Origin of the sequence: Streptomyces sp. NPDC007157 (assembly GCF_040634235.1) — a bacterium.
Lineage (GTDB): Bacteria > Actinomycetota > Actinomycetes > Streptomycetales > Streptomycetaceae > Streptomyces.
This window is the reverse complement of record NZ_JBEYFE010000017.1, coordinates 186,651-208,146: the sequence shown is the minus strand read 5'-3', so window position 1 is coordinate 208,146 and position 21,496 is coordinate 186,651. Positions and strand designations below refer to the sequence as shown.

At 69.9% G+C, this 21,496-nt stretch carries 18 protein-coding genes and 1 pseudogene; 12 read left to right on the top strand and 7 right to left on the bottom strand.

From position 1 onward, the window contains the following. Positions 1-318: 318 nt before the first annotated feature. The gene (locus ABZ642_RS28925) at positions 319-1,314 is read right to left on the bottom strand and encodes a zinc-binding dehydrogenase (RefSeq protein WP_360489363.1); all 996 of its coding nucleotides are present in this window, start codon (positions 1,312-1,314) and stop codon (positions 319-321) included. Between the two features lie 177 nt (positions 1,315-1,491). On the opposite strand from ABZ642_RS28925, the gene ABZ642_RS28920 reads away from it, so the two are divergent. The 11 genes and pseudogenes from ABZ642_RS28920 (at position 1,492) to ABZ642_RS28870 (ending at position 12,073) form a co-directional block, all read left to right on the top strand. Then, the gene (locus ABZ642_RS28920) at positions 1,492-2,121 is read left to right on the top strand and encodes a TetR/AcrR family transcriptional regulator (protein WP_360489362.1); all 630 of its coding nucleotides are present in this window, start codon (positions 1,492-1,494) and stop codon (positions 2,119-2,121) included. A gap of 267 nt (positions 2,122-2,388) precedes the next feature. Beyond that, entirely contained in the window at positions 2,389-3,387 is a 999-nt protein-coding gene (locus ABZ642_RS28915; RefSeq protein ID WP_360489361.1) for an NADPH:quinone reductase, read from the top strand. Between the two features lie 331 nt (positions 3,388-3,718). Continuing rightward, entirely contained in the window at positions 3,719-4,435 is a 717-nt protein-coding gene (locus ABZ642_RS28910) for an FCD domain-containing protein (protein WP_360489360.1), read from the top strand. Further along, positions 4,432-5,826 (top strand): hypothetical protein, encoded by a 1,395-nt coding sequence (locus tag ABZ642_RS28905; protein WP_360489359.1) that lies wholly within the window; start codon positions 4,432-4,434, stop codon positions 5,824-5,826. The genes ABZ642_RS28910 and ABZ642_RS28905 overlap by 4 nt, the downstream gene beginning before the upstream one ends. Positions 5,827-6,442: 616 nt before the next feature. Next, positions 6,443-7,114: a hypothetical protein gene (locus ABZ642_RS28900; protein ID WP_360489358.1), complete on the top strand. Its 672-nt coding sequence runs from the start codon at positions 6,443-6,445 to the stop codon at positions 7,112-7,114. 6 nt (positions 7,115-7,120) lie between these two features. Continuing rightward, positions 7,121-7,777: a DUF5987 family protein gene (locus ABZ642_RS28895; protein WP_360489357.1), complete on the top strand. Its 657-nt coding sequence runs from the start codon at positions 7,121-7,123 to the stop codon at positions 7,775-7,777. Continuing rightward, positions 7,774-9,360: a GMC family oxidoreductase gene (locus tag ABZ642_RS28890; protein ID WP_360489356.1), complete on the top strand. Its 1,587-nt coding sequence runs from the start codon at positions 7,774-7,776 to the stop codon at positions 9,358-9,360. Before ABZ642_RS28895 ends, ABZ642_RS28890 begins: the two co-directional genes overlap by 4 nt. Positions 9,361-9,848: 488 nt before the next feature. Further along, a complete protein-coding gene (locus tag ABZ642_RS28885) occupies positions 9,849-10,424 on the top strand; it encodes a hypothetical protein (RefSeq protein WP_360489355.1) in 576 nt (191 codons plus the stop codon). A gap of 202 nt (positions 10,425-10,626) precedes the next feature. Beyond that, on the top strand, positions 10,627-11,037 hold the full coding sequence (locus ABZ642_RS28880; protein ID WP_360489354.1) for a cupin domain-containing protein: 411 nt from the start codon (positions 10,627-10,629) through the stop codon (positions 11,035-11,037). A 166-nt stretch (positions 11,038-11,203) separates the two neighbouring features. Further along, positions 11,204-11,558 (top strand): annotated as a pseudogene (locus ABZ642_RS28875) (AAA family ATPase); the annotation flags it as partial. Between the two features lie 233 nt (positions 11,559-11,791). Continuing rightward, positions 11,792-12,073 carry a hypothetical protein gene (locus tag ABZ642_RS28870; protein ID WP_360489353.1) on the top strand — a complete coding sequence of 94 codons (282 nt, stop codon included), beginning with the start codon at positions 11,792-11,794 and terminating at the stop codon, positions 12,071-12,073. A 444-nt stretch (positions 12,074-12,517) separates the two neighbouring features. On the opposite strand, the gene ABZ642_RS28865 is transcribed toward ABZ642_RS28870, so the two are convergent. Further along, positions 12,518-14,782, bottom strand: coding sequence for a hypothetical protein (locus ABZ642_RS28865; protein WP_360489352.1), 2,265 nt, complete (start codon positions 14,780-14,782; stop codon positions 12,518-12,520). A gap of 189 nt (positions 14,783-14,971) precedes the next feature. Between ABZ642_RS28865 and ABZ642_RS28860 the strand changes: the two genes are divergently transcribed. Continuing rightward, on the top strand, positions 14,972-15,301 hold the full coding sequence (locus ABZ642_RS28860) for a hypothetical protein (protein ID WP_360489351.1): 330 nt from the start codon (positions 14,972-14,974) through the stop codon (positions 15,299-15,301). Positions 15,302-15,969: 668 nt separating this feature from the next. On the opposite strand, the gene ABZ642_RS28855 is transcribed toward ABZ642_RS28860, so the two are convergent. The 5 genes from ABZ642_RS28855 to ABZ642_RS28835 form a co-directional block, all read right to left on the bottom strand. Continuing rightward, on the bottom strand, positions 15,970-16,176 hold the full coding sequence (locus ABZ642_RS28855; protein ID WP_360489350.1) for a hypothetical protein: 207 nt from the start codon (positions 16,174-16,176) through the stop codon (positions 15,970-15,972). Positions 16,177-16,467: 291 nt separating this feature from the next. Beyond that, positions 16,468-17,265: a maleylpyruvate isomerase N-terminal domain-containing protein gene (locus ABZ642_RS28850; RefSeq protein WP_360489349.1), complete on the bottom strand. Its 798-nt coding sequence runs from the start codon at positions 17,263-17,265 to the stop codon at positions 16,468-16,470. A gap of 376 nt (positions 17,266-17,641) precedes the next feature. After that, positions 17,642-18,685 (bottom strand): LacI family DNA-binding transcriptional regulator, encoded by a 1,044-nt coding sequence (locus ABZ642_RS28845; protein ID WP_360489348.1) that lies wholly within the window; start codon positions 18,683-18,685, stop codon positions 17,642-17,644. 52 nt (positions 18,686-18,737) lie between these two features. Further along, positions 18,738-19,676: an ROK family protein gene (locus ABZ642_RS28840; protein ID WP_360489347.1), complete on the bottom strand. Its 939-nt coding sequence runs from the start codon at positions 19,674-19,676 to the stop codon at positions 18,738-18,740. Further along, positions 19,673-21,394: a hypothetical protein gene (locus ABZ642_RS28835; protein ID WP_360489346.1), complete on the bottom strand. Its 1,722-nt coding sequence runs from the start codon at positions 21,392-21,394 to the stop codon at positions 19,673-19,675. The genes ABZ642_RS28840 and ABZ642_RS28835 overlap by 4 nt, the downstream gene beginning before the upstream one ends. Positions 21,395-21,496: the final 102 nt, after the last annotated feature.

Here is a 21,496-nt window from a genome sequence, read left to right as displayed (position 1 = left end):
ACAGCCATACGGGACGGGAAGTCTGCGGCAGCCCAGTGTCACCGACCAGCCAACACGGGGACTGTCGAACGAGTGGCTCTGGCCCGTAGCCGGTGCTGACGTCAAGCATCCATCCGTGATCATGACGTGGTGATGGACGTCAACTCCGTTGTGAGGACGGTGTTCTCCGGACTGTCGGTGCTGGTTTTCGAGGGCGTGGTGGACGAGGGTGCGGGACTTCGCTGGTGGAGACAGTCCGTTGTCGGGCCTCCGTTTCCGCCCAGTGCCATGCGCCTGGGGTACGACGGGCGGGGTCTGGTCTGGCCCTGACGCCATGCCCTACAGGCCGAGGAGTACCCGGCCGAACGGACTGCCCTCGATGAGGTGGCGCTGTGCCTCTGCGGCCTGCTCAAGAGGGAAGACGCGGTCGACGAGAGGCGTGATGTCCTTGCTGACGACCAGGTCCAGCAGTCTGGCGTTGATGCTGTTGACCTGCTCCTGGGAGAACAGGGAGAAGGAGAACCCGTGTACGTGGGCCACCTTCCAGATCAGGTCGGTGACGTTGATGTCGGCCTGCATACCGGCCGAATAGCCGATGCTGACGAGGGTTCCGCCTCTGGCGAGTGCGCCCAGCGCCTGTCCGGTGATCGGCCCGGCCACACCGTCCAGGACGACGTCGACGCCCTTTCCGTCGGTGAGCCGTGCGACACCGTCCCGCAGTGACTCCTGCGTGAGGTCGATGACCTCGTATCCCGCCGCCCGGCTCAGCTCGGCCTTGGCGGTGCTGGTGGCGGTGGTGACGGCGAGGGACGCGCCGAGATGCCGGGCGATCTCGACACCGCCTTGCCCCACCGCGCCGCCGCTTCCGGGGGCGAGCACGGTCCCGCCCGGCCGAAACCCCGCCAGCTCGGTGAGTGCGAGGTATGCGGTGAGGTAGCCGGCGCCGGCCGACAGTGCCGCGGCGGCCGTGTCGTCCACTTCGTCGGGGAGGAGGAGCAGCTGGGCGGGGTCGGCCACGAGGTAGTCGGCCCAGGTGCCGTCGACACCGATGCCGTAGCGGCCGCCGCTGATCATGACCCGGCTGCCCTCCGCCAGCCCTGACTCACCCGGCTCCTCGACCACTCCCACGCCGACGGTTCCCGGCGTCACCGGGAAAGGCTTGACCGCGCCGGAAGGGAGCTTTCCCCAGCGCACTGTGTCGTCCAGCGGGTGGGTGCCCGCGACCGTCAGCCGCACCAGCGCCTGGCCGCTCGGTGCTGCCGGCTTGGGGATGTCGGTCAGGTTCAGCACGTCGTAGTCGCCGAACTGGTCGTACTGGATCGCTCGCATGGTCATGGCCTTTCGTGCCTGGGGATCTTGGCGGGGCGATCGCTGCAGCGGGGGCAGTGGATTGCGGCCGGGCGCGGCCGCCGGGCTCCGGGGACGCGTCCTCCGCGTAAGTAAAGCGATCGCTTTCCCTCGAACGCTAATGGTCTCCGCAGTCAAAGTAAAGTGACCGCTATACTTTTCGGCATGGAGAAAGAGAGCACGTCTGTCCCCCGGCGGCGCGGCGGCCGAGGGGCGCGCGAACGCATCCTGGAGGCGGCTGCGGCGCTCTTCTATGAAGAGGGTATTAACGCCACCGGCATCGCGCGCCTGGTGGAGACCGCCGAGGTCTCCACGCGCACCTTCTACCAGCACTTTCCCACCAAGACGGCCCTGGTGGAGGAGTATCTGCGCCGCTACGAGGCCGGACTGGCACGGCGGGTGGAGGAGAGACTTGCTCCGGAGGGGCTCTCACCCCGGGATCAGCTGCTGGCCCAATTCGTCATGGTTGCCGAGACGGCCTCGCGGGGCGCGGGAGGTACGTCCAACCGCGGTTGTCCACTCCACAACGCCGCAGTCGAGGCCGCCGGGACCATGCCCCGAGTGCGAGAGCTGGTCCAGCGGAACAGGGAGGGTGTCGTCCAGCAGTTCACGGACATCGCTACCCGTGCGGGGGCCGCGGACCCGGAGCGGCTGGGCCGTCAGCTGGCCGTCCTGCTGGAGGGTGCCAATGCCATGTCGACCTCTCTCGACAGCTCCTGCCCCCGGCAGGACGCCCTCGACGCCGCCCGGGTGCTGATAGAGCACTTCCTTCCGGATGCCCAGCCCGTCAACTGACCTGCTGACCGGTCGATCTCATTCGTGGACGGTCCCGTGGCCAACGTGACCTCGCCGATCCGCCTGGCGACCGTGGCGTCCTGCCCGTCTGCTACGCCCTCGACCTGCTCCTGCCGCTCGTCGACTTCGGCCAGGAGTCAGCCTTCGCCCCGGGCGGCCGGCAGCAGTGGCTGTCGTACGCCCTGATCATCACCGGCTGCCAGGAGGCCGCGCGGGCCTGAGGCGCGGGCCGGGAAGAATCCGGCCGGGCCGGACCTTGTGCAGATCATGAAAGCAATCGTGTACACGGAAGGCGGCGGCCCTGAAGTGCTGCGCCTGACCGAGCGTCCCCTGCCGGAGCCGGGACCGGGCGAGGTACGGGTACGGGTCGAGGTGTCAGGGGTGAACCCGACGGACTGGAAGTCGCGCACCTCCGGGCCGCAGGACGAGGGCGAGCAGGTGCCCAACCAGGACGGCGCCGGACTGATCGACGCGGTGGGGGAGGGTGTCGACCCGGCCAGGACCGGTCAGCGCGTCTGGATCTGGGAGGCGGCCTGGCAGCGCCCGGACGGCACGGCGCAGGAGTACGTGGTGCTCCCCGAGGACCAGGCCGTACCGCTGCCCGACAACGCCTCTCTCGACCTCGGCGCGAGCATCGCCATCCCCGCGATGACGGCCCACCGCGCCCTCACCGTGCGGGACGGCGGCCCGGCCCGGCTCGACCCCGGCGCGCTCCACGGCCGTACGGTGCTGGTCGCCGGCGGCGCGGGCGCGGTCGGCAACATGGCCATCCAACTGGCGCGGTGGGCGGGGGCGACCGTGGTGGCCACCGTCAGCAGCCCGTTCAAGGCGCGTCTGGCCGAGGCCGCCGGCGCACACCACGTCGTCTCCTACAAGGCCCAGGACGCGGCGGCGGCGATCCGCCGGGTGGCGCCGGACGGTGTCGACATCGTCGTGGAGGTCGCCATGGCGGCGAACGCGGAGCTCGACGTCTCGGTGACCGCCCAGAACGCCGCCGTCGCGTACTACGACGACGGCGCCGAGGTGACACTGCCCCGCTGGACCTTCTTCGGCAACCTGCGCTTCCAGGGCGTGCTCGTCTACACCATGCCGGCCGAGGCCAAGCGGGATGCCGTCGCCGCCATCACCGCCGCCCTCGCCGACGGGTCGCTGCGCGTGGGCGAGGAGGCGGGCCTGCCGCTGCACCGCTTCCCGCTGGAACGCACCGCGGACGCGCACACCGCGGTCGAGAAGGGCGCGGTGGGCAAGGTCCTCATCGACGTGTGAGCCCAGAGCACCGTCGCGTTCGTTCACCTCGTGAGTTTTCCGCCGTCGGCTGAGGTCGCTGGCCGCGGTGATGCCCGGCTGACGGTGCAGGGGAGAGGCTCGGTGTAGGGGAGAGGCGCCGCCCGACGACGTCCAGGCCGAGACCGTCGAGACGAGCGATGGTGGTCGGGCCAGGGCAGGAGGAGCCCACAGGCTGTCAACTGGTCGTGAGTGGAGCCGCGTTGATCCAAGTGCGTGGCACCGCCGCAGTCTGGTCACGGTTATTGACGCCGTGTCATTGACGGTGGTTCAGTGGCTCAGCCACTGAACCACTGAGTCAATGGGGGCCTGGGTGGAGGCATTGCCACGCGAGACGATCGTCGACGTGCTGGAGAAGCGACTGCGCGAGGACATCCTCGCCGAGCGTCATCCCGCCGGGAGCTATCTGCCTCCCGAACGTGAACTCGCCGACGGATTCGGGGTCACCCGCACCTCCCTCAAGCACGCCTTCGGACGACTGGCGCACGCCGGACTGCTGGAGACGCGCCACGGAGTGGGTACCCGGGTACGGGATTTCCTGCGCCTGGGCGGCGCGGACCTCCTGCCGATGCTGGTGCTCCACAGCCCTGACTGGATCGGTGAGATCTTCGAAGTCCGGCGCAGCATCGGCATGCTGATCGCGGAACGCGCGGCGAACCGTGCCACGGCGACCCAGGTCGCCGAACTGCGTCTGCTGCTGGAGGCCGTCGGGGACGCGGCGGGCGGCGAGCCCGTGCAGCTGGCGGACGTCGAGGTGCACCGTGCGCTGGCCCGCGCCACGGGCAACCGGGTGTACGTCCTGCTGACCAACACCCTGTTCAACGCGTATCTGCCGGTGCGCGGGGCGCTGGTCGGGCCCTTCGAGGATCCCCGGGCCGCTCGTGACCGTCTGGCACCGGTCGTCGAGGCCGTGGCCGCCGGCGACCAGGAGGCGGCACGCACCGCCGCGGGCGACTATCTGTCGGCAACGGAACGCCTGATGCTCAAAGGACTGGCACCCTCCCGCCGACGCCGGGAAGGTGCCCTGTGAGCTCACACGGGACGGTGTTCAGGGAGACCATGCTGGGCCGTGTGCGTCTGGCCGACGAGGACCGCGACCGCCCCGTCCGGCTGGACCTGCTGGTCCGTGCCGACGCGTTGCCGCTGCCCCACCGCACGGCGCGGGCGCTCGTGACCGGACGCGTACGAGTGGCGGGACGCGCCGACGACACCGAAGCTGAGGGCGAACTGGAGACAGCGCCCCTGTCGCGCCGCTGGATCCGATACCGGATCACCTTCACCATGGAAGGCCGGCATCTCACTCTGGTCGGCTGGAAGTCGGTGTCGGCCAGGCGTCCGCTCGCCTCGCTGACCGTACTGCCGTACACCCTGTACGAGAACGGTGACCGCGTGGGCGAGGGCACGCTGCGCTTCCCCCTCGTCACCGGCCTGCTGCCCTTCCTCGCGAGCTTCCGGTTCCCACGTGCTGTCGCGTCCCCCGCCGACAGGCATCTGACGCCACGCTGGGACGGCACACCGGGGCGGACCGAGGTCTGGTACACGACCCTGACCGATCCGGCCACCGACAGCGGGATCTGGCTGCACCACGAACTGGTGGCGCCCTCCGACGGTTCCGCCGCCTACGCGCACGGCTGGATAGCCGTCTTCCCCAAGGACGGCCACGTCGAACACACACGCTTCGGCCCCGTACCGTGGACGGCGCATCCGGAGGGCTTCACCGCCGAGGGCATCTGCGTCCGACCCGATCGGCTCACGGGCTCCGCGGGGACGTTCACCTGGGCGCTCAACGAGAGCCCCGAGGGCTCGCCGCTGTACACGTTTCCCCGCTGGTCCTGGCGACGCCCCTGGCTTCCGGCCTCGCACATGCTCCCCGCCACCCGCGTCCGCTACAGCGGAACCATCAGGTACGGCGCCGGTGAGCTGCGGCTGGACCACGCTCCGGGAGCCGGCGCCCGCATCTACGGCCATGGCAACGCCCGCCGCTGGGCCTGGCTCCACGCCGACCTGGGTGGCGGTGACGTCCTGGAAATCGTCGCCGCGGTGTCCATGCGACGCGGACTCGACAGGCTGCCACCCCTGGTCTTCCTGCGCCTGCACCGAAACGGCCGCAGCTGGCCCCGGCGCGCGGAACGCTCCGCCGTGGGCTGGGCGGGCATCGGCCGGTTCCGCGCGGACATCCGTCTGCCTGAGTGGCGGGTCGAGGGCAGGTCGGGCCTGAGGCGCATAAAGGTGACGGTCACCCAGCCGCCGGACCAGACATTGACGCTCGGCTACACCGACCCCGACGGCTCCACCGCGGTCTGCCGCAACAGCGAGAGGGCGGACGCGGTGGTCAGCCTGGAGCGCTGGTGGGGCACATGGCGGCGGGAAGCCGTATGGAGGCTGTCGGGTACGGCGCACGCGGAGGTCGGCGACCGATGAACCATCGAGGTCCCCCCGCCTTGGCGGACGTGCAGCCGCCCTGCTCGCGGACGACGGCACCTCCGCGCGGACGCGGGCCGTGCCGGGCAGGGCCGAGATGCCGCTCGACGCCATGCCCGGTGCGGCACGGACGGTCGTGCGCGCTGCGGCCACGGCCATCGAGGCCTGCACCGTGGCCCGTGCGGGCGGGCGGCCTGCCACCTTGAGCGCGGCGGGGCGGGAGCGGGTCATGGGGTCGCTCGGTTCCGACCGGTCCCTGCTGCCACTCCTGGGCGCGGTACCGCCCTGGCGGAGGCCGCCGCCAGCGCGGACGCCGGGTCAGTGTCGTCCGCCGCCCCTGGGGTCCGGCCCCGACGACCCGCCGCTGGACTGTACGCCGTCCCGCGAGCTGCCCACGCGTTCGAGCGCCGACGCCTTCGTTGTCGACTCGGGCGCCGACGGAGCCACGGCCGTCCGGATACCCGTCCGTGTCGGGATGCATGTCGTCGCATCGTGACTCGATCCCCCCGTACCACCTCTGCCACTGAGCGGAGTGCCCCATCCTCGGCCTGCCGGTTCCCCGCCATCGGCGGCCTTTCCTGAGCGACACCACCCTTTTCCACGTCCAGGAGGTCCTGTGTTCCCTGTGCACCTGCGCACGACCGCGGCCGGCTTCGCGATGGCCCTCGGGGTCTGCGCCGCGCTGCTCCCGAGCCATGACGCATCCGCCGCACCCGCCGAATCGCCCACTGCCGTCCGTGCGGCCCGAACCGTGAGCACCTCGGCGATCCAGTCAGCCTCCGACGTGCCTCCGGTCGGGCCCTTCACCGAGCCGGGCTTCGCCGCCACGTGCACCTGGCACAACTTCGGCGAGGGTGAACAGCCGCCTCTGTGGCTGATGTTCGAGAACCCGCTGTGCGTGGAGTACAGCAAGCGCGACATCACCTTCGACGACGGTGGAGCCCTGCGCTTCCTGGTCGCCGAGCCCTCCCGCTTCGCCATCACCATGCTGACCTGCCACTACTACCAGAAGGACCACTGGAGCGTGCAGGCCACCAACGGCGCCGTACCGTACGTGACCTGGGACGGCCAGTACTGGTGGGACAAGACCGACCGACGAGCCGGTGCGCGCCTCACCCACTTCAGCGTCAACGGTCAGACAGTGGGCATCGGCGACGCCGTCGCCGCCCTGCGCGCCTCGAACTTCGACAACCTGGCCGACGCGCTGTCCGACTACGGCCAGGAGGCCGGGGAGACCGGTCTGACGGTGGCGCTTCCGTCGGACCTCGGCTGCGCGTTGATCGGCTGACCGGCCGTGTCCACCGTCGACCGACGAGCGATCCTCAAGGCGCTCACCGCATCGGTTGCCGTGTTGGCCACCGGGGGGCTCACCGCCACCCCGGCGGCCGCCGCGGCGCATGTCTCCGAGGACTGGACGACACAGACCCTGGGGGCCTTTGCCGACACCCTCATCCCTGGTGAGCACCGGTTCACGGGTGACCAGGTGTGCGCCGGAGCGGTCAGCGGGCCAGGCGCCGTTCAGGCGGGCGTCATCGACGTCATGAACTCGCCCCAATTGCCTCTGGCCCCGCTGCTGCCGGCGCTCGCGACCCTGCTGGACGCCCGGGCCGTCGCCTATGCGGCGGTCCGGCTGATCTGGCTGTCACCCAGCCGGCCGCCCTTCGTCGACCTCTCCTTCTCGCATCGGACCAACCTGGTCAGCGGCCTGTTCGGCTCGGACGACATCGACGAGCCGGTCTGGCAGGTGCTGAGCCTGATCGTCGGCATCGCGTTCGACACCGCCGGGCAGTTCGACACGGCCGCCGCCCTGGCCCAGGGCCATCCGGGACTGACCTGGCTGAAGTTTCCCAAGCCGGACCCGGACGGCCTGTGGCGGTTCGGGGACTTCTCCTACGGCCGCCCGCTCGCGGCGCTCCACCCCGCTACGACCCCTTCCGGGAGCCCGACATGACCGAGACCACGGACGTCCTGGTGATCGGCAGCGGCTTCGGCGGGGCCATCCCCGCGTACTACATGGCCGCAGGCGGAGCACGCGTCACCGTTCTTGAGCGCGGACCCCGCTTGGGTGCGGCGCAGTTCAGCCACTCCATGCGCCTGGGCACCTACAACAAGATCGTCGATGTGATCCGCGGCGACGGCGTGTCGGTGGTCGCGGGCAACTGCGTGGGCGGCGGCAGCGTCGTCTACTTCGCCGCCTCGCTACGGGCACCGTCGTACGCCTTCGAGCGCCACGGCAGTATCGGGCGGCGGATGTGGCCGGCGTCCATCAGCCGTGCCACGCTCGACCCTTGGTACGACCGGGTGGAGCAGGCACTGCCGGTCGCCCGCACCGGCTGGTCGGACGTCTCCTACGCGGGCGGGGTACTGGCGGCCGCCTGCCACCGGGCCGGGCACACCTGCAATCCGGTTCCGGTGGCGGTGGACACCACGGCCTGCACCAACTGCAACTGGATGCTGTCGGGGTGCGCGTTCGACGCCAAGCGCTCCATGCTGCTCAACTATCTCCCCGCGGCGGAAGCCCATGGTGCGGTCATCCGGCCACTCCACGAGGTTCAACTGATCACCCCCTCACTGGAGTCCGGCTACCGCTACGCGGTCGCCTACACCGTCCTCGACCCCGATGACTACACCTGCACCACGAACGTGGGGATCATCAACGCCAAGGTCGTGGTGCTGGCGGCGGGTGCGGTGGGCACGCCGGTGATCCTCCAGCGGTCCGCCCTGCTGCTCGGCGGCATCCCGGGTGCGGTCGGACGCCATTTCTCCGGCAACGGCGACCACGTCAGCGTCGCCGACGTCGACGAGAGCAAGGCGGGGTCGCTGCTCGGACTCTCCCGTCCCGACGGGACGGTCTACCAGGGGCTGCCGATCGGCCGGCCGATCACCTCCGCCACGTACGACTACCTGGATCCGTCCGCACCGGAGTACAGCCGGTTCATGCTCCAGCAGATCTACTTCCCGCCGCTGACCGACGTCCTTGGCCAGACGACCGGCGCGCCCGGCTGGTTCGGCGTCGACAAGCGGCAGATGCGGGCCCGCTGGACGTCGTGGCTCACTCTGCTCGCGATGACCGAGGACGACAACGAAGGCACCTTCGGGGCGGTTCCTCCCACCGGGAGCTTCATCCGCCTGGCACCCGGTCTCGGCCAGGGCACGATGTCCTTCCACCCCACCACCCGGACCCGCCAGGCATGGGACCGGGCAGACACGGCGCTCCGCGGAATCCTGGAGAAGGATGGTCTGTCCCGGGTCCGTCCGTGGTCCGAGGCCTTGGCCGGTACGGTCACGGCCCACCCGCTCGGGTCTGCGCGCATCGGTGACGACCCGGCCACCAGCGCCCTCGACGACCAGCACGAACTACGGGGATTCACGGGCCTGTTCGTCACGGACGGCTCGGCTGCTCCGGCCTCGCTCACCGTCAACCCGTCACTGACCATCGCCGCGCTGGCCGAACGTGCCACCGCCGGGATCGCGACCCGCGTCGCCGAGGCCGGAGTGACGATGACAGGGGGCGTCCCGCTGCCCGGCCGATAGAACCACGGGAGACTCCGAACCACGCCGCCCAGCCTGACGGGCGGCCCGGAAGCCCACTCGGACGCAGGGTCGCAATCAACGGTTCGGCCAGGTTGTCACGCCGGCTTCGGGGTGCCCCTACAGGTCGTACGTCGAGAGATCGCACGCATCGATCCTTATTCCGTCCATTCCGGCGGCGTAGGCGTTGAGCGTGGCATTCGGCGAGCCGAAGCCGCTCCCGGCCGGCGAGGGGATCACGGATCGGGTCGACCGGGATGAGCTTCGCCATGAGGACCACCCCCGCAGGCCCCGCAGGCGCGGCGAGGGAAGACGCCGCATCCGGCTTCGGACGGAATATGCGCGCGCCGTAGTATCAAGGGACGATCCACAGGTTTCCTGGCTTGGCCTGATGCCCGTGTGCTGCCGTGCGATGCGAGCAACAGTGGGGTCATCGACGCAGTCGGCTCGGGGAGCGGCCCGCCCGGAGCCGATAGCAGGGACAGGCAACGTTGAGCGAGCAGCGCGACCCCGCCGACTCGGCGGCCCAGAAAGCCAAGGCATTCGTACCGGACGGTTCCACGTTGCGCCGCCGCCACCGAAGGGCGATAGGGCAATTTGCCTTGTGCGTGTTCGTGCTCGTTCCTTGGACCGTTTACCTGGCCGTCTCACTACCCCATCGCTTCGAGGCCCGGTACTGGCCCATGGTGTGGGTGGGCTTCGACATCATGCTGCTTGTCTCGCTGGTCGGCGCCGGGGCGGCAGTCTGGCTGAGACGGCAGGCTCTGATTCCGATGTCTTTCGTCGCGGCCACACTCCTGGTCTGCGATGCCTGGTTCGACGTCTCCCTGAACTTGGGGCGAGGCGACGTGTGGGAAAGCGTCGCTTCGGCTGTGCTGGTGGAACTGCCACTTGCCTGTCTGCTCGTTCTGCGCGCGCGCCGAGTGCTGAAGGTCTCGGCTCGGCTGGCCTGGCAGCGACTGGGGCTGGCGGGCGAACCCCCTCCGCTGTACAAGATGCCGCTGTTTGTCGCCCTCGCAGCGTCGAGCGATATTCAGCCGGACTCGAAGGGCGCCCCGGACGCCTAACGACGGTATGTACGGAACCCGCGGGCTTGGAACGGGAACGGGAACGGGAACGTGACGACGCCGCAGTGGCCGCTGTACGGAAGCGGTGCCAGAACCGCATCTCATGAGCAAGGCCATTGGACAGTCTGCAGGCAGGTTGGGCTGTCACAGACGGGGAGGCCGTCTGGTCTTTGCTGATGACGTTTTCCATTTGGAGGAATCCATGAGCGCCGACCACGCGCACCTGCCCCCCGGGGTTGAGATCATTGCGACCCGCCCGGATGCGGCGGTCCAGATCCCGGCTGGCGCCGAGGCCAGGACCGTCCGGATCACCCTGAAGCCCGGTGACCCCGGCGCGCCGCCGCACCGGCACCCCGGGCCGATCTTCGGCTATGTGACCCAGGGCGAGGTCCTCTTCGAGCTGGAGGGGCAGCCGCCCCGGGTGCTCAAGGCCGGCGACGCCCTGTTCGAGCCGGGTGGCGATGTGATCCACTACCAGGGCGCCAACAACCTTCCGAACGGGCAGTCGCAGATGGTGGTGACCATGTTCGCGCCTCCTGGCACTCCGATTCTGACCGTGGTCAGTGCGGAGGAGCTGGCCGAACGACGGCATCTGCGGGTTGCCCAGCTCTGATGACCACCGGTAATCCGGCCATCCCCGGCAGCCCTGTCCGACGCGGCAGCTGTAGATCGTGATCTGAAGCGCGCGGTGGAGTGGGGGTCGGCTACGGGCACGGGAACGGCCGCCACGACCATGATCGTCTGTGACGACAGAGCAGGACGCGGCGGCCGTGGCGCAAGAGGTGCGGAGGGGCGACGCGAACCGCATGGTCCGCTTCGACACGAGCGAGTTTCAGGCGGGGCACACCGTTGCCCGGATTCTCCTGGCCCCGCCCGGATGCGTCGGCTACGACGAAGCAGGGCAGCCGACCGAGAAGGCGCGCCGCCAGCCGTATAACATGGGACGAGGCGGACAAGGTCTACCTCATCGCCCCCGGTGGCCAGTCTGAATTTGGTGCCCACCCTTCGCGCCGCACCGTCCGGGCAGAACTCGACAACCGCACAGCGTCGCTCTTCCTCAGCGGCGAGGCCGCTCCCGGAGACACGATCGTCGCCGACGTGCGAGACGGCACAGTCCATTGCACCGTGCGCAAGAAGCGGCCCGGCTCCAGTGACGACGATGACTTTGGGGATCCCGGCGCGACTCGCCCGCTTTGGCGCCGGGCAACCGACCGCAGCAGCGATTTCCCGTACGGGCGACGACGGAGCCGGCGGAGGCACAACCGGACACACATGACGCTGGCGCGCGTGGCCCGCAAGGACGGCGCACGGCAGGGTGGCACACCCGGTCGCAACTGCACCCGGGTGCTCACCTCAAGGAGAAGACCATGGTGCATCACCACAAGGCCAACCGGCAGGTCGAGGGAGATCCGGACAGCGACCACGGACGCGGCATGCCCCGCCGGCCCAACGAGACGGAACTGGAGCGACGCACTGAGGAGGACCGGCGCGATGTCGGGTTGCCTGCAGATGCGCCGAAGTCTCCCACCGCGCAGTACGAGGAAGCCGAAGCGGAGGTCGATCGCCAGGCCGACACAGGAGAGGTGCAGTCGGGTTCCGCCCCACGGAAGGATCGCAACCCGTTTCCGCCGACTCACTACGACGGCTGAGGATCTCCAGTCCCGGGAGGCACAACCTCTGGCTGTCGGCGACGAAGATCACGGGCGGAGTCCAGATCCTTGCTCCACTACCCGGCTCCACCATTACATGTGTACTGCGAGCACATCGACCGGGCCTGGGCGGCGTCCTGTAACCGGGGTACGGTCGGCCAGCGTGACGAGGACTGACCACGTGGCGGGCTCCTTCCGCGGCTGCATGTCGCAGCGCGTGGTCCAGCCGGTGCCGAAGGCACCGCCGGCGCGCGGGTCGGCCGCTAGCGTGCCATGCCGAGTTCCGTTCCGAGGTGGTGGAACCATCGGATGTTGCGGGGTTCGTTCCGGTCTTGGGCGACGAGGTCGAGGAGAACCCACGCAGTTGGTCGAGTGCGGAGCGTTGCGTCCACCGAAACATGCGACCACCCCCATCACCAGCGCCAGGTTGCGCAGCCAAGCTCTCTACGAAATCAACGGATTGTCAGTCAGTGTCCGTAGGACCTCCCGGGCCTCGGCGCGGAAGTGTTCGTCATCGTGGATGATCTGGTCCTGGAGGCCGGCACCCACGATGCGCCGGTCGCCGTCCGCGAGACTGCGGATCAGGGCGAGCTGAGCGTCGGTGAAGGCTGTCGGGCCGAGCGCGACGCAGGCCTTCAGCACTGCCGAGACGGAGCGTGCACCCGAGCCCGGTCGGGCCGCTGCCAGGACACGGTCGGCCAGGGTGGTCCGGGAGAGTCCGGCAAGTGTGTCGACCTCAGGACAAATGCTGGTCAGGACGAGTACGAGGGTAGGGGAGAGTTCCGGATCGTCCAGCAGAGGCAGGAGGTCGGGGACGAGCGGTTTGGCCGTGGGACCGAGCAGGCGAGCGACTTCGGCGGCGCGTTTCACCGTCTCCTGGCCCCATGCTCGGGAGGCCCAGGCGAGGCCCTCCTGAATCACCGGGAGTACCGCCTGCTCATCCCCGGTCAGTTCCCAGACCAGCGCTGCGGCCCCGAGCGCCGCCCTGATCACCGGCACGGTCTCGCGCGACTGCGGCGGTTCCGCCAGCAGTGTATGCAGCAGCGGCAGCAAGGGACGAGCGGCTTCCCTGAGCGAGGCGGCCGCGGTGACGGTGTGGTCCAAGCTGTTGCCTCGCTTGGCCAGCAGTTCGGAGAGTACGGAGATCAAAGGGTCGGCGTCGCCGGTCAGGGAGTGGAGCGCGCTTGCCGCTGCCTGACGCGTGGACGGCGGTCCCTGTCGGGCATGGGCTCGTAGCGCCTCGATCACGTGGGCGTCGGCCTGGGGATCGGCCACGGTGGCCAGGGCGCGGCTGACCGGGAGCGGATGACGGGGCAGCGCGGCGAGCAGCTCCGGCAGGGCGCCCCTGGCCGGCCTGCCCCAGGCTGCCAGCAGCCCGCCCAGGTAGACCGGCTCGTTGGTCGCGGCCAGCCCGCCGTCGAAGACCGATCGGCGTTCGCGGGACGGTTCGGTGGCGAGCCGGACGCGTATCGCGTCGAGCAGTTCAGAATCGTAGGGCAGGGGCGTCCGGCCCTCGCCGGGCGTGCGGGTCTGACTCGGCGTCCGGGTCTCACCGGTCGCGAGGCGGTACGCGGCCTTCAGCGCGTGGGGCCGCTCGGGCAGGTGGCGGGCGAGCAGCCCGGTCGCCTCTGGGGCTCCCAGGCACACCAGCGCGGCGAGGGCCTCGTCGGCCGATTCGCCATTACCTTGCGCGATGGCAAGCAGGGCCGGGACCGCCTCTGGGGCCGGCTGACACCAGGTTCGCAGCAGCGGGATCACGTCGGTCGCGGTGGCCGGATTGTCGAGCAGCGGGAGCAACTCAGGGAGCAGCCGTGCCGGGGCGGTCCGTGAGCGGCGGGCGAGGAACTCGGCGGCCCATCGTGCCTCGGTGGTGGCCGCCTGCGCGTGCTCGCTCCCCTGAAGCCGCAGTGCCGCGGCCCGCCCAAGCGCGGAGCCGACCAGGTCGATTGCGGTGTCGGCCTCGCCGCGCGTGTGCAGAGCTTTGACGAGCGCCTGCAGCGGCTCCCGCTCCCACAGGGCGCCGAAACCGTGTCGCTCCAACGGGACCAATGTCGTGACGCTCGCGGTCATCTTCATGTCCCACGGCAGGCCGCAGTCGGCAGTGACCAGCAGCGCCGCAATCCGAACCGGCGCCGGCTCGTCTCCAGCGAGCACCGCGGAGCACAGCTCCTCGGCCGCATCGGGATCCAGGAGCGCGCAGGCCGTCAGCACGTCCGCGCGCACCGCCGGATCGCTCTCCGCCGCCCAGCGGGCCCGCAGCGCCCCACGCGCGTCGGGGCCGGCCGCCGACCGGCACTGGGCCACCGTCCACGCCATGGTCCGCCGCACCTTGCGATCGCTGTCCGCGAGCAGCGAAAGGAGCAGCCCCAGCTGTGCCGCAACGGCGTCGCGGGCCGCACCGGGCACCGGCATATCGTGCTCGTCGACGCTCCCGGCGATCACACCGAGCATGCCCAACAAGTCGCTTTGGCGCACGCCTTCGGCAACGAGTCGCGCCAGGAAGGGCACCGCGGCCGCTGTCGCCGAGTAGACCGTGCCCTGGTGGACGATGCTGCTCCACAACTCCTGCTCCGCCTCCGAGGCTGTCTTCTCCACCGGGGACGCGAGATCCCGCAGCAGCGCCGGGATGTCCTCCGCGGAGCCGTAGGCATGGCGAAACCGTGACCAGTCCATCTGGTCGAGGTCGGCGAAGACGGGGCGGAGATCCATGTCACGGATCATGCCACCCGGCACTGACAACGATCGGCTGTGCCCACCTCGGCAGCGCGACCGTGGCCGGGCTCTGGGCGGGACGCGCTTACCCAGAGCCACTAGGCCAGTGGACCGGTGGCCTACAGGTGAAAGCGACGGACAGCGGAACTGGACTCGCTAGCATCTTCGCTGTTGAAGGGGGGAGCCATGGCGTTGGTCCGCAAGGGATCACGACGGACCATCGTCGACGGCACGGCCTACCGCTGGCGACTGCGAGGCAGGCCGACGTACTTCCAGGGCCTGGCCTGGTCGCCGTGCACGTTCGCGGTCGAGCATGCGGACACCCCGGGTGCGACGCTTGTGGTCATCACTGACCAGCCGCATCCGAGTAACTGGATCGGCCGCGAGGCTGAGCCTGTACTGCCGTCCGGTGTTGCCGCGGCTGTTCGGCTCGCCCTGCGTGAGGGTTGGACTCCGACGGTTCCGGGCTCGGCCTTTCACCTCGACCAGTCCGCCGACTTCGCGCCTTCGCACTGAACGGAGCCGGGGGATCGTTGGTGCCTGTGCCTCAGCCGACGACAGTCCGCCACGGTGGCGGGTTCGCCAACCGATCGGGAGCGTGTGCGCCTCGCTGCACCCCCACCGGCCTCCGCCACGCCTCCGCCGGCGGATGATCAACCACCGTAGCGACTGCGCAGTTCCTCTGTGATCCTCGACTCCTGCTCGTACTCCGTGATGTCCACTCGCCTAGTAGCACCCGGGCCTGCGGGACTATTCGGTACCAAGCTTCAAGGAGGCGAGCAGGGCGGGGCGGTCACTGCGCCAGCCGGCACGTGCCTCGACGGCGCGAAATGCGGATGCCGGAATCGCGCGGCCAAAGGCGCCGTGCCGGCTGCCGTGTCCGGCCCTTGGGCTTTGATCCCTCATCGCGGGCGGCGGACGGAGGGGAAAGGCGCGGCGCCGGCCGCGTGCGCACAACCCGTTACCGGCCGAGGCTGGCTGATCCTGGGCGAGCAGGCGTCGATCCGCGTGCCGGCCGTCCGCGAAACCCATGAATTCTGATTTGCCGGGTGGTTGGCTGGGCCAGGCCGCGCCATGCGATCGGACAGGCTTGCCACACCAGTATGGCTGCGGGTGAACGACGGCCGAGCGGGCGCCGGAGTCTTGATGGCCGATTCAAGGGGCTGTGTCTGTCGCCGGTGCTGTCAGGCGTCGGTGTCGGTGGCCTCTTCGAGCAGGTCCAGGGCGTGGTTGTGGAAGCGGCGCCCGATCCTCGCGCTGCTGGGCGAGTCGAAGGCGCTGGACGCGGCGACCGGCGGCACGCGGGTGCTGGCCGGTGTGAAGCGGCTGCCCGCGCCGGCGCGGCGGCGGGTGAAGGACAAGCCGCTGCTGCCGCGCGAGATCGACGACAAGCTGGTGCCGGTCGCCTCGGCAAGGCGGTGTACGCGAACTCCGACGTGGTGTTCGGGATCTTCAGGATCCTGGGCTACAACTTCAGCCCCCGTTTCGGGGACGACGCGGAGAACTGACGGGGTCTGGTGCCGACCAGGCGCGCCGCTCAGCTTGTGGGCCGCCGCCCTTGGTCAGTCGCTTCGCAGCCGTGGCGGTCTGCTCCCCCAGCGGCCCCGGGGCCACCACGGCGTGGCTGTAGCCGTTGACGGGAGGCATGCCTCGGGGCGTACGAGGGGGCGCATCGTCACGTCCTACTCGTCCGGGTCCCAGGCGCTGAGCTGGTCGAAGAGACGTCGGTCGCCGTCGAGCTTCAGGGAGTTGACCGGGATGCGGTCGTGCAGGATGAGGACCAGCTCGTCGGCCGTGCCCCAGGCGGAGGCGTTGGCCGCGTCCGGGGCCTGGTCGGCAGCGGTGGCCGGTATGCTGCCGGGCCCGGGGAGACGGGCGGTCCGTGCGCCGTCGGTGGAGAGCGAGAGGCGCCAGGAGCGGCCCTCGGAGGCGTGGAAGTCGACGACAGCGGGCTTGTGTGGCCAGGCACTCGTCGTTGCGACGCAGGTGGACAGGAACTCGTCGACACCGTCGAGTGCCACCTCGGTCGGCAGCGGCTGCGGGGCACCCACGGTGATCTGGGCGTCGTACGTGTGTACCGCCATCTGCTGGAGCTGGTGCCGAGCTACCGCACCGGAGGTCTGCGGCGACTGCGACGTCTCCCACCACGTCCAGCAACCGCGATCCGGGCCGGCCTTCCGCAGTGCGTCCAGCAGTTGCTCCGTGGACTCCGCCAACCAGGCCAGCAGGGCCTCGCGCTCCCGGGGCGCTCCCGGGGCGCCTTCCGCTGCGGACTTGGCCGGAGCAGGCCCTGCGGAGACGGTGGCGGCCCAGTCGCGGCGCCCCTCGCCGATGTGCTGCGCCAGATCGAACAGCGTCCACTCGGGGCAGGTCGGCACCTGTACGTCGAGGCTGGGCGCGGAGGCGACCGCGGCGCGGAAGGCGGTCGACCGTTCGTCGATCAGTCGCAGCAGAACGGGGAACTCGAGTGTCGTTGTCACCCTGGATCTCTATCACTGCGTTCCGACAATCGGACAGCGATTTTCACAGCCGCCATCGCGGGCGGACTCTCACCACCGCGGAGAACGATGAAGGACCTCTCCGCCGCCGACCGTGCGTCACACACGGTCATTCTCATAAACGTTCATCTGTGAGAGTTCTGCGAAAGCCCCCAGGGTGATCACGTTTCCGCAGGTGGTCGTTGGCGAAAGTCCTCTCGAAACCGACGTGTTGTGCGAGGCACTTCTGAGAGACTGCCCGCCTGGATCTCACGCCCGATCGGGCCGCAGGTACCGCCGTACCGCTGTACCCCAAGGCCGGTGAACACCGGCAACGCCACACACCTCGACGTGCCACGGCCAACCGTGCACGAGGTCGTCAGGCGCCCTGCGACGGTTTCCTGCCGGGGCGTGCGCCAGGGTGCGGGCCGTAGCGCATCAGGCGGGTCGGGACAGTGATGCGTCGGGACGCGGGGGTTTCGGTGTCCTGCCGGCCGAGGCGGTCGATGAGGAGGCGTGCCGCTTGACGGCCGATTTCGTCGGCGTCGTACGAGACGAGTGTCAGCGGGAGGCCGAGGACGTCGGCGAGGTCGAAGTCGTCGAAGCCTGCCAGGGGGAGGGCGGCACCGGCCTTGTAGAGGGCTCTGATCGCGCCTTGGCTGATGCGGTTGTTCGTGCAGAACAGCGCTGTGGGGCCGTCGGGGAGGTCGAGGAGTTCGAGGGTCGCCTGCTCGGCTGTCGCGGCGTCGACGAGGCCCTGCCGTACAAGGGCGCTGTCGGGCTCCACCGCGGCTTCCTCGTGTGCCGCCCAGAACCCGCGCAGCCGTTCGGCCCCTGTGTAGAGCGCCGGCGGATTGCCGAGGAAGGCGATGCGGGTGTGACCTTCCGCCAGGAGACAGGTGGTGGCCTCGCGGGCGCCGTGGAAGTCCTCGACCAGCACACAGTCGGTGTCGAGTCCGGCAGGTGGCCGCGCGGCGAGGACGACGGGGACATGGCGCATGGCATCGGCCAGGTGCTGCTGCCGACTGCCGGCGGGGACGACGATCAGGCCTTCGACCCGGTGGTCGATCAGCCCGTTGACGAGACCGGGTTCGAGCTCGGCTTGTTCGCCGGTGTTGCTCAGCAGCATCCGGAAGCCGTGTTCGGCGAGGACTTCCTGGACCCCGAGCGCGAGACGTGAATAGAAGGGGTTGGCGAGGTTGGTGACGACGAGGCCGATCATGCCGCTGCCGCCGAGCCGCAGGCTGCGCGCGGTCTCGTTGAGGCGGTACCCGAGACGGTCGACCGCCGCGAAGACGCGTTCGCGGGTGGCTTCGGAGACCCGGGGGTCGTTCTTGAGTACCCGCGAGACCGTCATCGCGCTGACCTGCGCGAGTTTCCCGACGTCCTGCATGGTCGCCCCGCCGCCGCGGCGAGCGCTCATGCCCCTTCCCCTTCCTACGTCCACTGTGGCGGCTCCCGGACCTGACCGGCCCTCAAGGCGCCGTACTGGCTGTGTCGTGTGCCCAGTGGGCGGCTCCGATCAGCGGTGCCTCCGCCGGCTGCCTGGCCGGCAGCACACGCACAGTGATCCCACCGGTCCGGACGAGTCCGGCGGAGAGCGGAGGGTGGATCAGGTCCCACGACTGAGCCATGGAACCACCGACCACCACCGCGGTGGCCGCGAAGCGGACGATCCACGGGGCCAGTACCTCGCCAAGGCTGGCAAAAGCGTAGCGGAAAGCCTCCGAAGCCGCCGGGTCGCCCCCCTTCGCCAGCGCGGCGATCTCATGGACGTCCGGCGGGTCTCGATCCTCCGCGAGACTCACAAGACCGGCGTAGCGGGCGCGGATGGCACGGCGTGAGACCAGATCCTCCAGCGGCCGGTCGCGCATGGTCAGCCGGTGCACATGACCGTCGGGAGGCACCTGCGTGTCATCGTGCACAGGCACGCCGCTGCGCAGGAACGAGGAGCCCACACCGGTACCCAGCGTCAGGCACACCACGCGCTCATGCCCTCCCGCGGAGCCTGCGTGGTATTCGCCGATCGCGAAGGCGTCGGCATCGTTGAGGAAGCGCAGCCGTTCGGCCCTGTGGCCCAACCGCCAGCGCAATCCGGCCCCGACATCGACACCGGACAGGGTCTCGAACTTCCCGATGCCGGTGAAGCGGCCCACACCGGTGTCGTAGTCGAAGGGGCCTGGTATGGCCACGCCCCAGCAGGGCCGGTGTTCGGCGGGCAGTTCCAGGGCGGCCAGGGCGACGGTGTCGAGGATGCTGTCGCCCGCGGCGTCGGAGTCAAGGGGCCTGCGCAGCACCGAGGACGGAACGGGGCGGCTGGTCGCGGGATCGACCAAGGCGGCGGTGACATGTGTTCCGCCGATGTCGAGTACGGGGATCAGCGCACCGGCCCGCTGGACGAGAGCGCTGGTCACGCCTCGACCACCAGGGCCTTGACGATGTGCACCTCGTCGCTGCCCACCGGGCTGATGCGGTACGGGCCGGCTGCGGCGGGCACCGTGATGGTCTCCGCGAAGGCCAGGAAGTGGCTGCCCGCGTCGCGCGTCTCGATGACGACGCCCTGGCCCGCGGCGACGTTGAGGATGTGGAAGCGGCCGGCGGTGTCGTCGGCGATGCCGGTTTCCGGGGCCATGACCAACCGGTGCACCGCGTAGAACATCTCCGGCAGCGCGCCGATGACCTCCTCGCGCCAGCCCTCGCCGGCACGCAGGATGCGCGGCTGCTGGATCAGGTCCTTCGTCACGTCCTCTCCGCGTCGAGTGGTGTCGAGGTTGGCGAAACCGTGTTCGTAAGGAAGGGGCCGGGAGGCGCCTGCGGCATCCTTGCGGAGCCAGTCGTAGAAGCGCAGGGAGTACAGGTAGGGCGTCGCGCTCACCTCCAGCACCAGATTGCCTGCGCCGGAGGCGTGCGGGGTGCCCGCGGGGATCATGAACAGCTGGCCGACGGTGGCCGGATGGGTCTGGACGTGGTCCTCGACGGGCACGGGCGTGCCGTGCGCGATGGCGTCCTGAACCTGGCGGCGCATGACGTCGAGATCCGCGTGCTCGGTGAGCCCGAGGAGGACCTGGGCACCGGGCTCGCCGGCGGTGACGTAGTACGTCTCGTGCTGGGTGTAGGGCCAGCCGAAGACCTCCCGCATGTACTGCTCCTGAGGGTGGCAGTGCAGGGAGAGGTTGCCGCCCCCGATGGTGTCGAGGTAGTCGAACCGGATCGGGAAGGAGGTGCCGAAGGTGCGGTGGACCTCTTCGCCGAGCATGGCCTCCGGATGCAGGACGCAGAGCAGCTGGAACGGGACCTCGACCTGTGGCCCGTTCTTGTCGCCGATGAGGACTCCCGCCTCGGGGGCGATCAGTTCGTAGCCGAGGGCGGTGTTGCCGGCCTGCGGGGTGAAGCCGAGTTCGCTCGCCGCCCATTGGCCGCCCCATGGCGTGGAGTTGAAGTACGGGCGGGTGCGTACGGGCCCGCGCACCAGGTGTTCCAGGGTGCTGCGCAGGGCGGTGCCGTCCAGTGAGGCGGGGGCTGACGCGTCCTGCATGTCGATCCACCGGTCGACCCGTGTCGCGTGTGCGTCCCGGTGCCGGTCCAGCACGGGCCAGTCGGTGTAGAACAGCCGCACCAGATCGCCGGGTTCGCCGAGACGGGCCAGGTTCGTGCCCACCGGCAGTTGCCCGTGCACCACGGCGGCCTCGGCGTATCGCTTCGGCAGGTCCGCGTACCACAGCACATCCGGCTCGCACAGCCCCGCGCCCGGTCCGAACATCACCACGATGCCCTCGTCCGGGAGCCTCTCGGCCTGGGGGAGGACGCCGAAGAGGTCGCAGACCTGCGCCTCGGACAAGGGGGTGAAGAAGGAGTCGTCAGCAGGGACGGGCCGGGCGGCGATGCGGTCGGCGGCCGCCGGCGCGTAGTGGTGACGCACGTCCACCAACCGCACCTCCCGCCCTGCGGAGCGGACGGCCGCCGAGAGGCCTTCGGCCACCGCGTCCCAGTCCAGGGCGGCAGGACCGTCCACCGACAGCACGAGCGGACCGGCGGGCAGTCCGGCGACCGCAGCCGGCCAGCCTGCGACTACCTGCCCCTTTACGGGCTCGTAGCTGGGGTTGGCATCGTACGAACGAGACGTCGACGGCACATCTACTCCTCACTGGGGCCTTCTTGTGCAAGTTAACGATAACAATGGAGGTCGGAAGGCGTCCACTCTTCCTTCCGTCGCGGGCACTTCTCGCCAATCGTT

Coding starts and splice junctions, on each gene's coding strand:
- ABZ642_RS28865 (WP_360489352.1), bottom strand. CDS start 14,782: ATGGATCTCCGCCCCGTCTTCGCCGACCTCGACCAGATGGACTGGTCA.
- ABZ642_RS28925 (WP_360489363.1), bottom strand. CDS start 1,314: ATGACCATGCGAGCGATCCAGTACGACCAGTTCGGCGACTACGACGTG.
- ABZ642_RS28860 (WP_360489351.1), top strand. CDS start 14,972: ATGGCGTTGGTCCGCAAGGGATCACGACGGACCATCGTCGACGGCACG.
- ABZ642_RS28845 (WP_360489348.1), bottom strand. CDS start 18,685: ATGAGCGCTCGCCGCGGCGGCGGGGCGACCATGCAGGACGTCGGGAAA.
- ABZ642_RS28920 (WP_360489362.1), top strand. CDS start 1,492: ATGGAGAAAGAGAGCACGTCTGTCCCCCGGCGGCGCGGCGGCCGAGGG.
- ABZ642_RS28915 (WP_360489361.1), top strand. CDS start 2,389: ATGAAAGCAATCGTGTACACGGAAGGCGGCGGCCCTGAAGTGCTGCGC.
- ABZ642_RS28880 (WP_360489354.1), top strand. CDS start 10,627: ATGAGCGCCGACCACGCGCACCTGCCCCCCGGGGTTGAGATCATTGCG.
- ABZ642_RS28890 (WP_360489356.1), top strand. CDS start 7,774: ATGACCGAGACCACGGACGTCCTGGTGATCGGCAGCGGCTTCGGCGGG.
- ABZ642_RS28870 (WP_360489353.1), top strand. CDS start 11,792: ATGGTGCATCACCACAAGGCCAACCGGCAGGTCGAGGGAGATCCGGAC.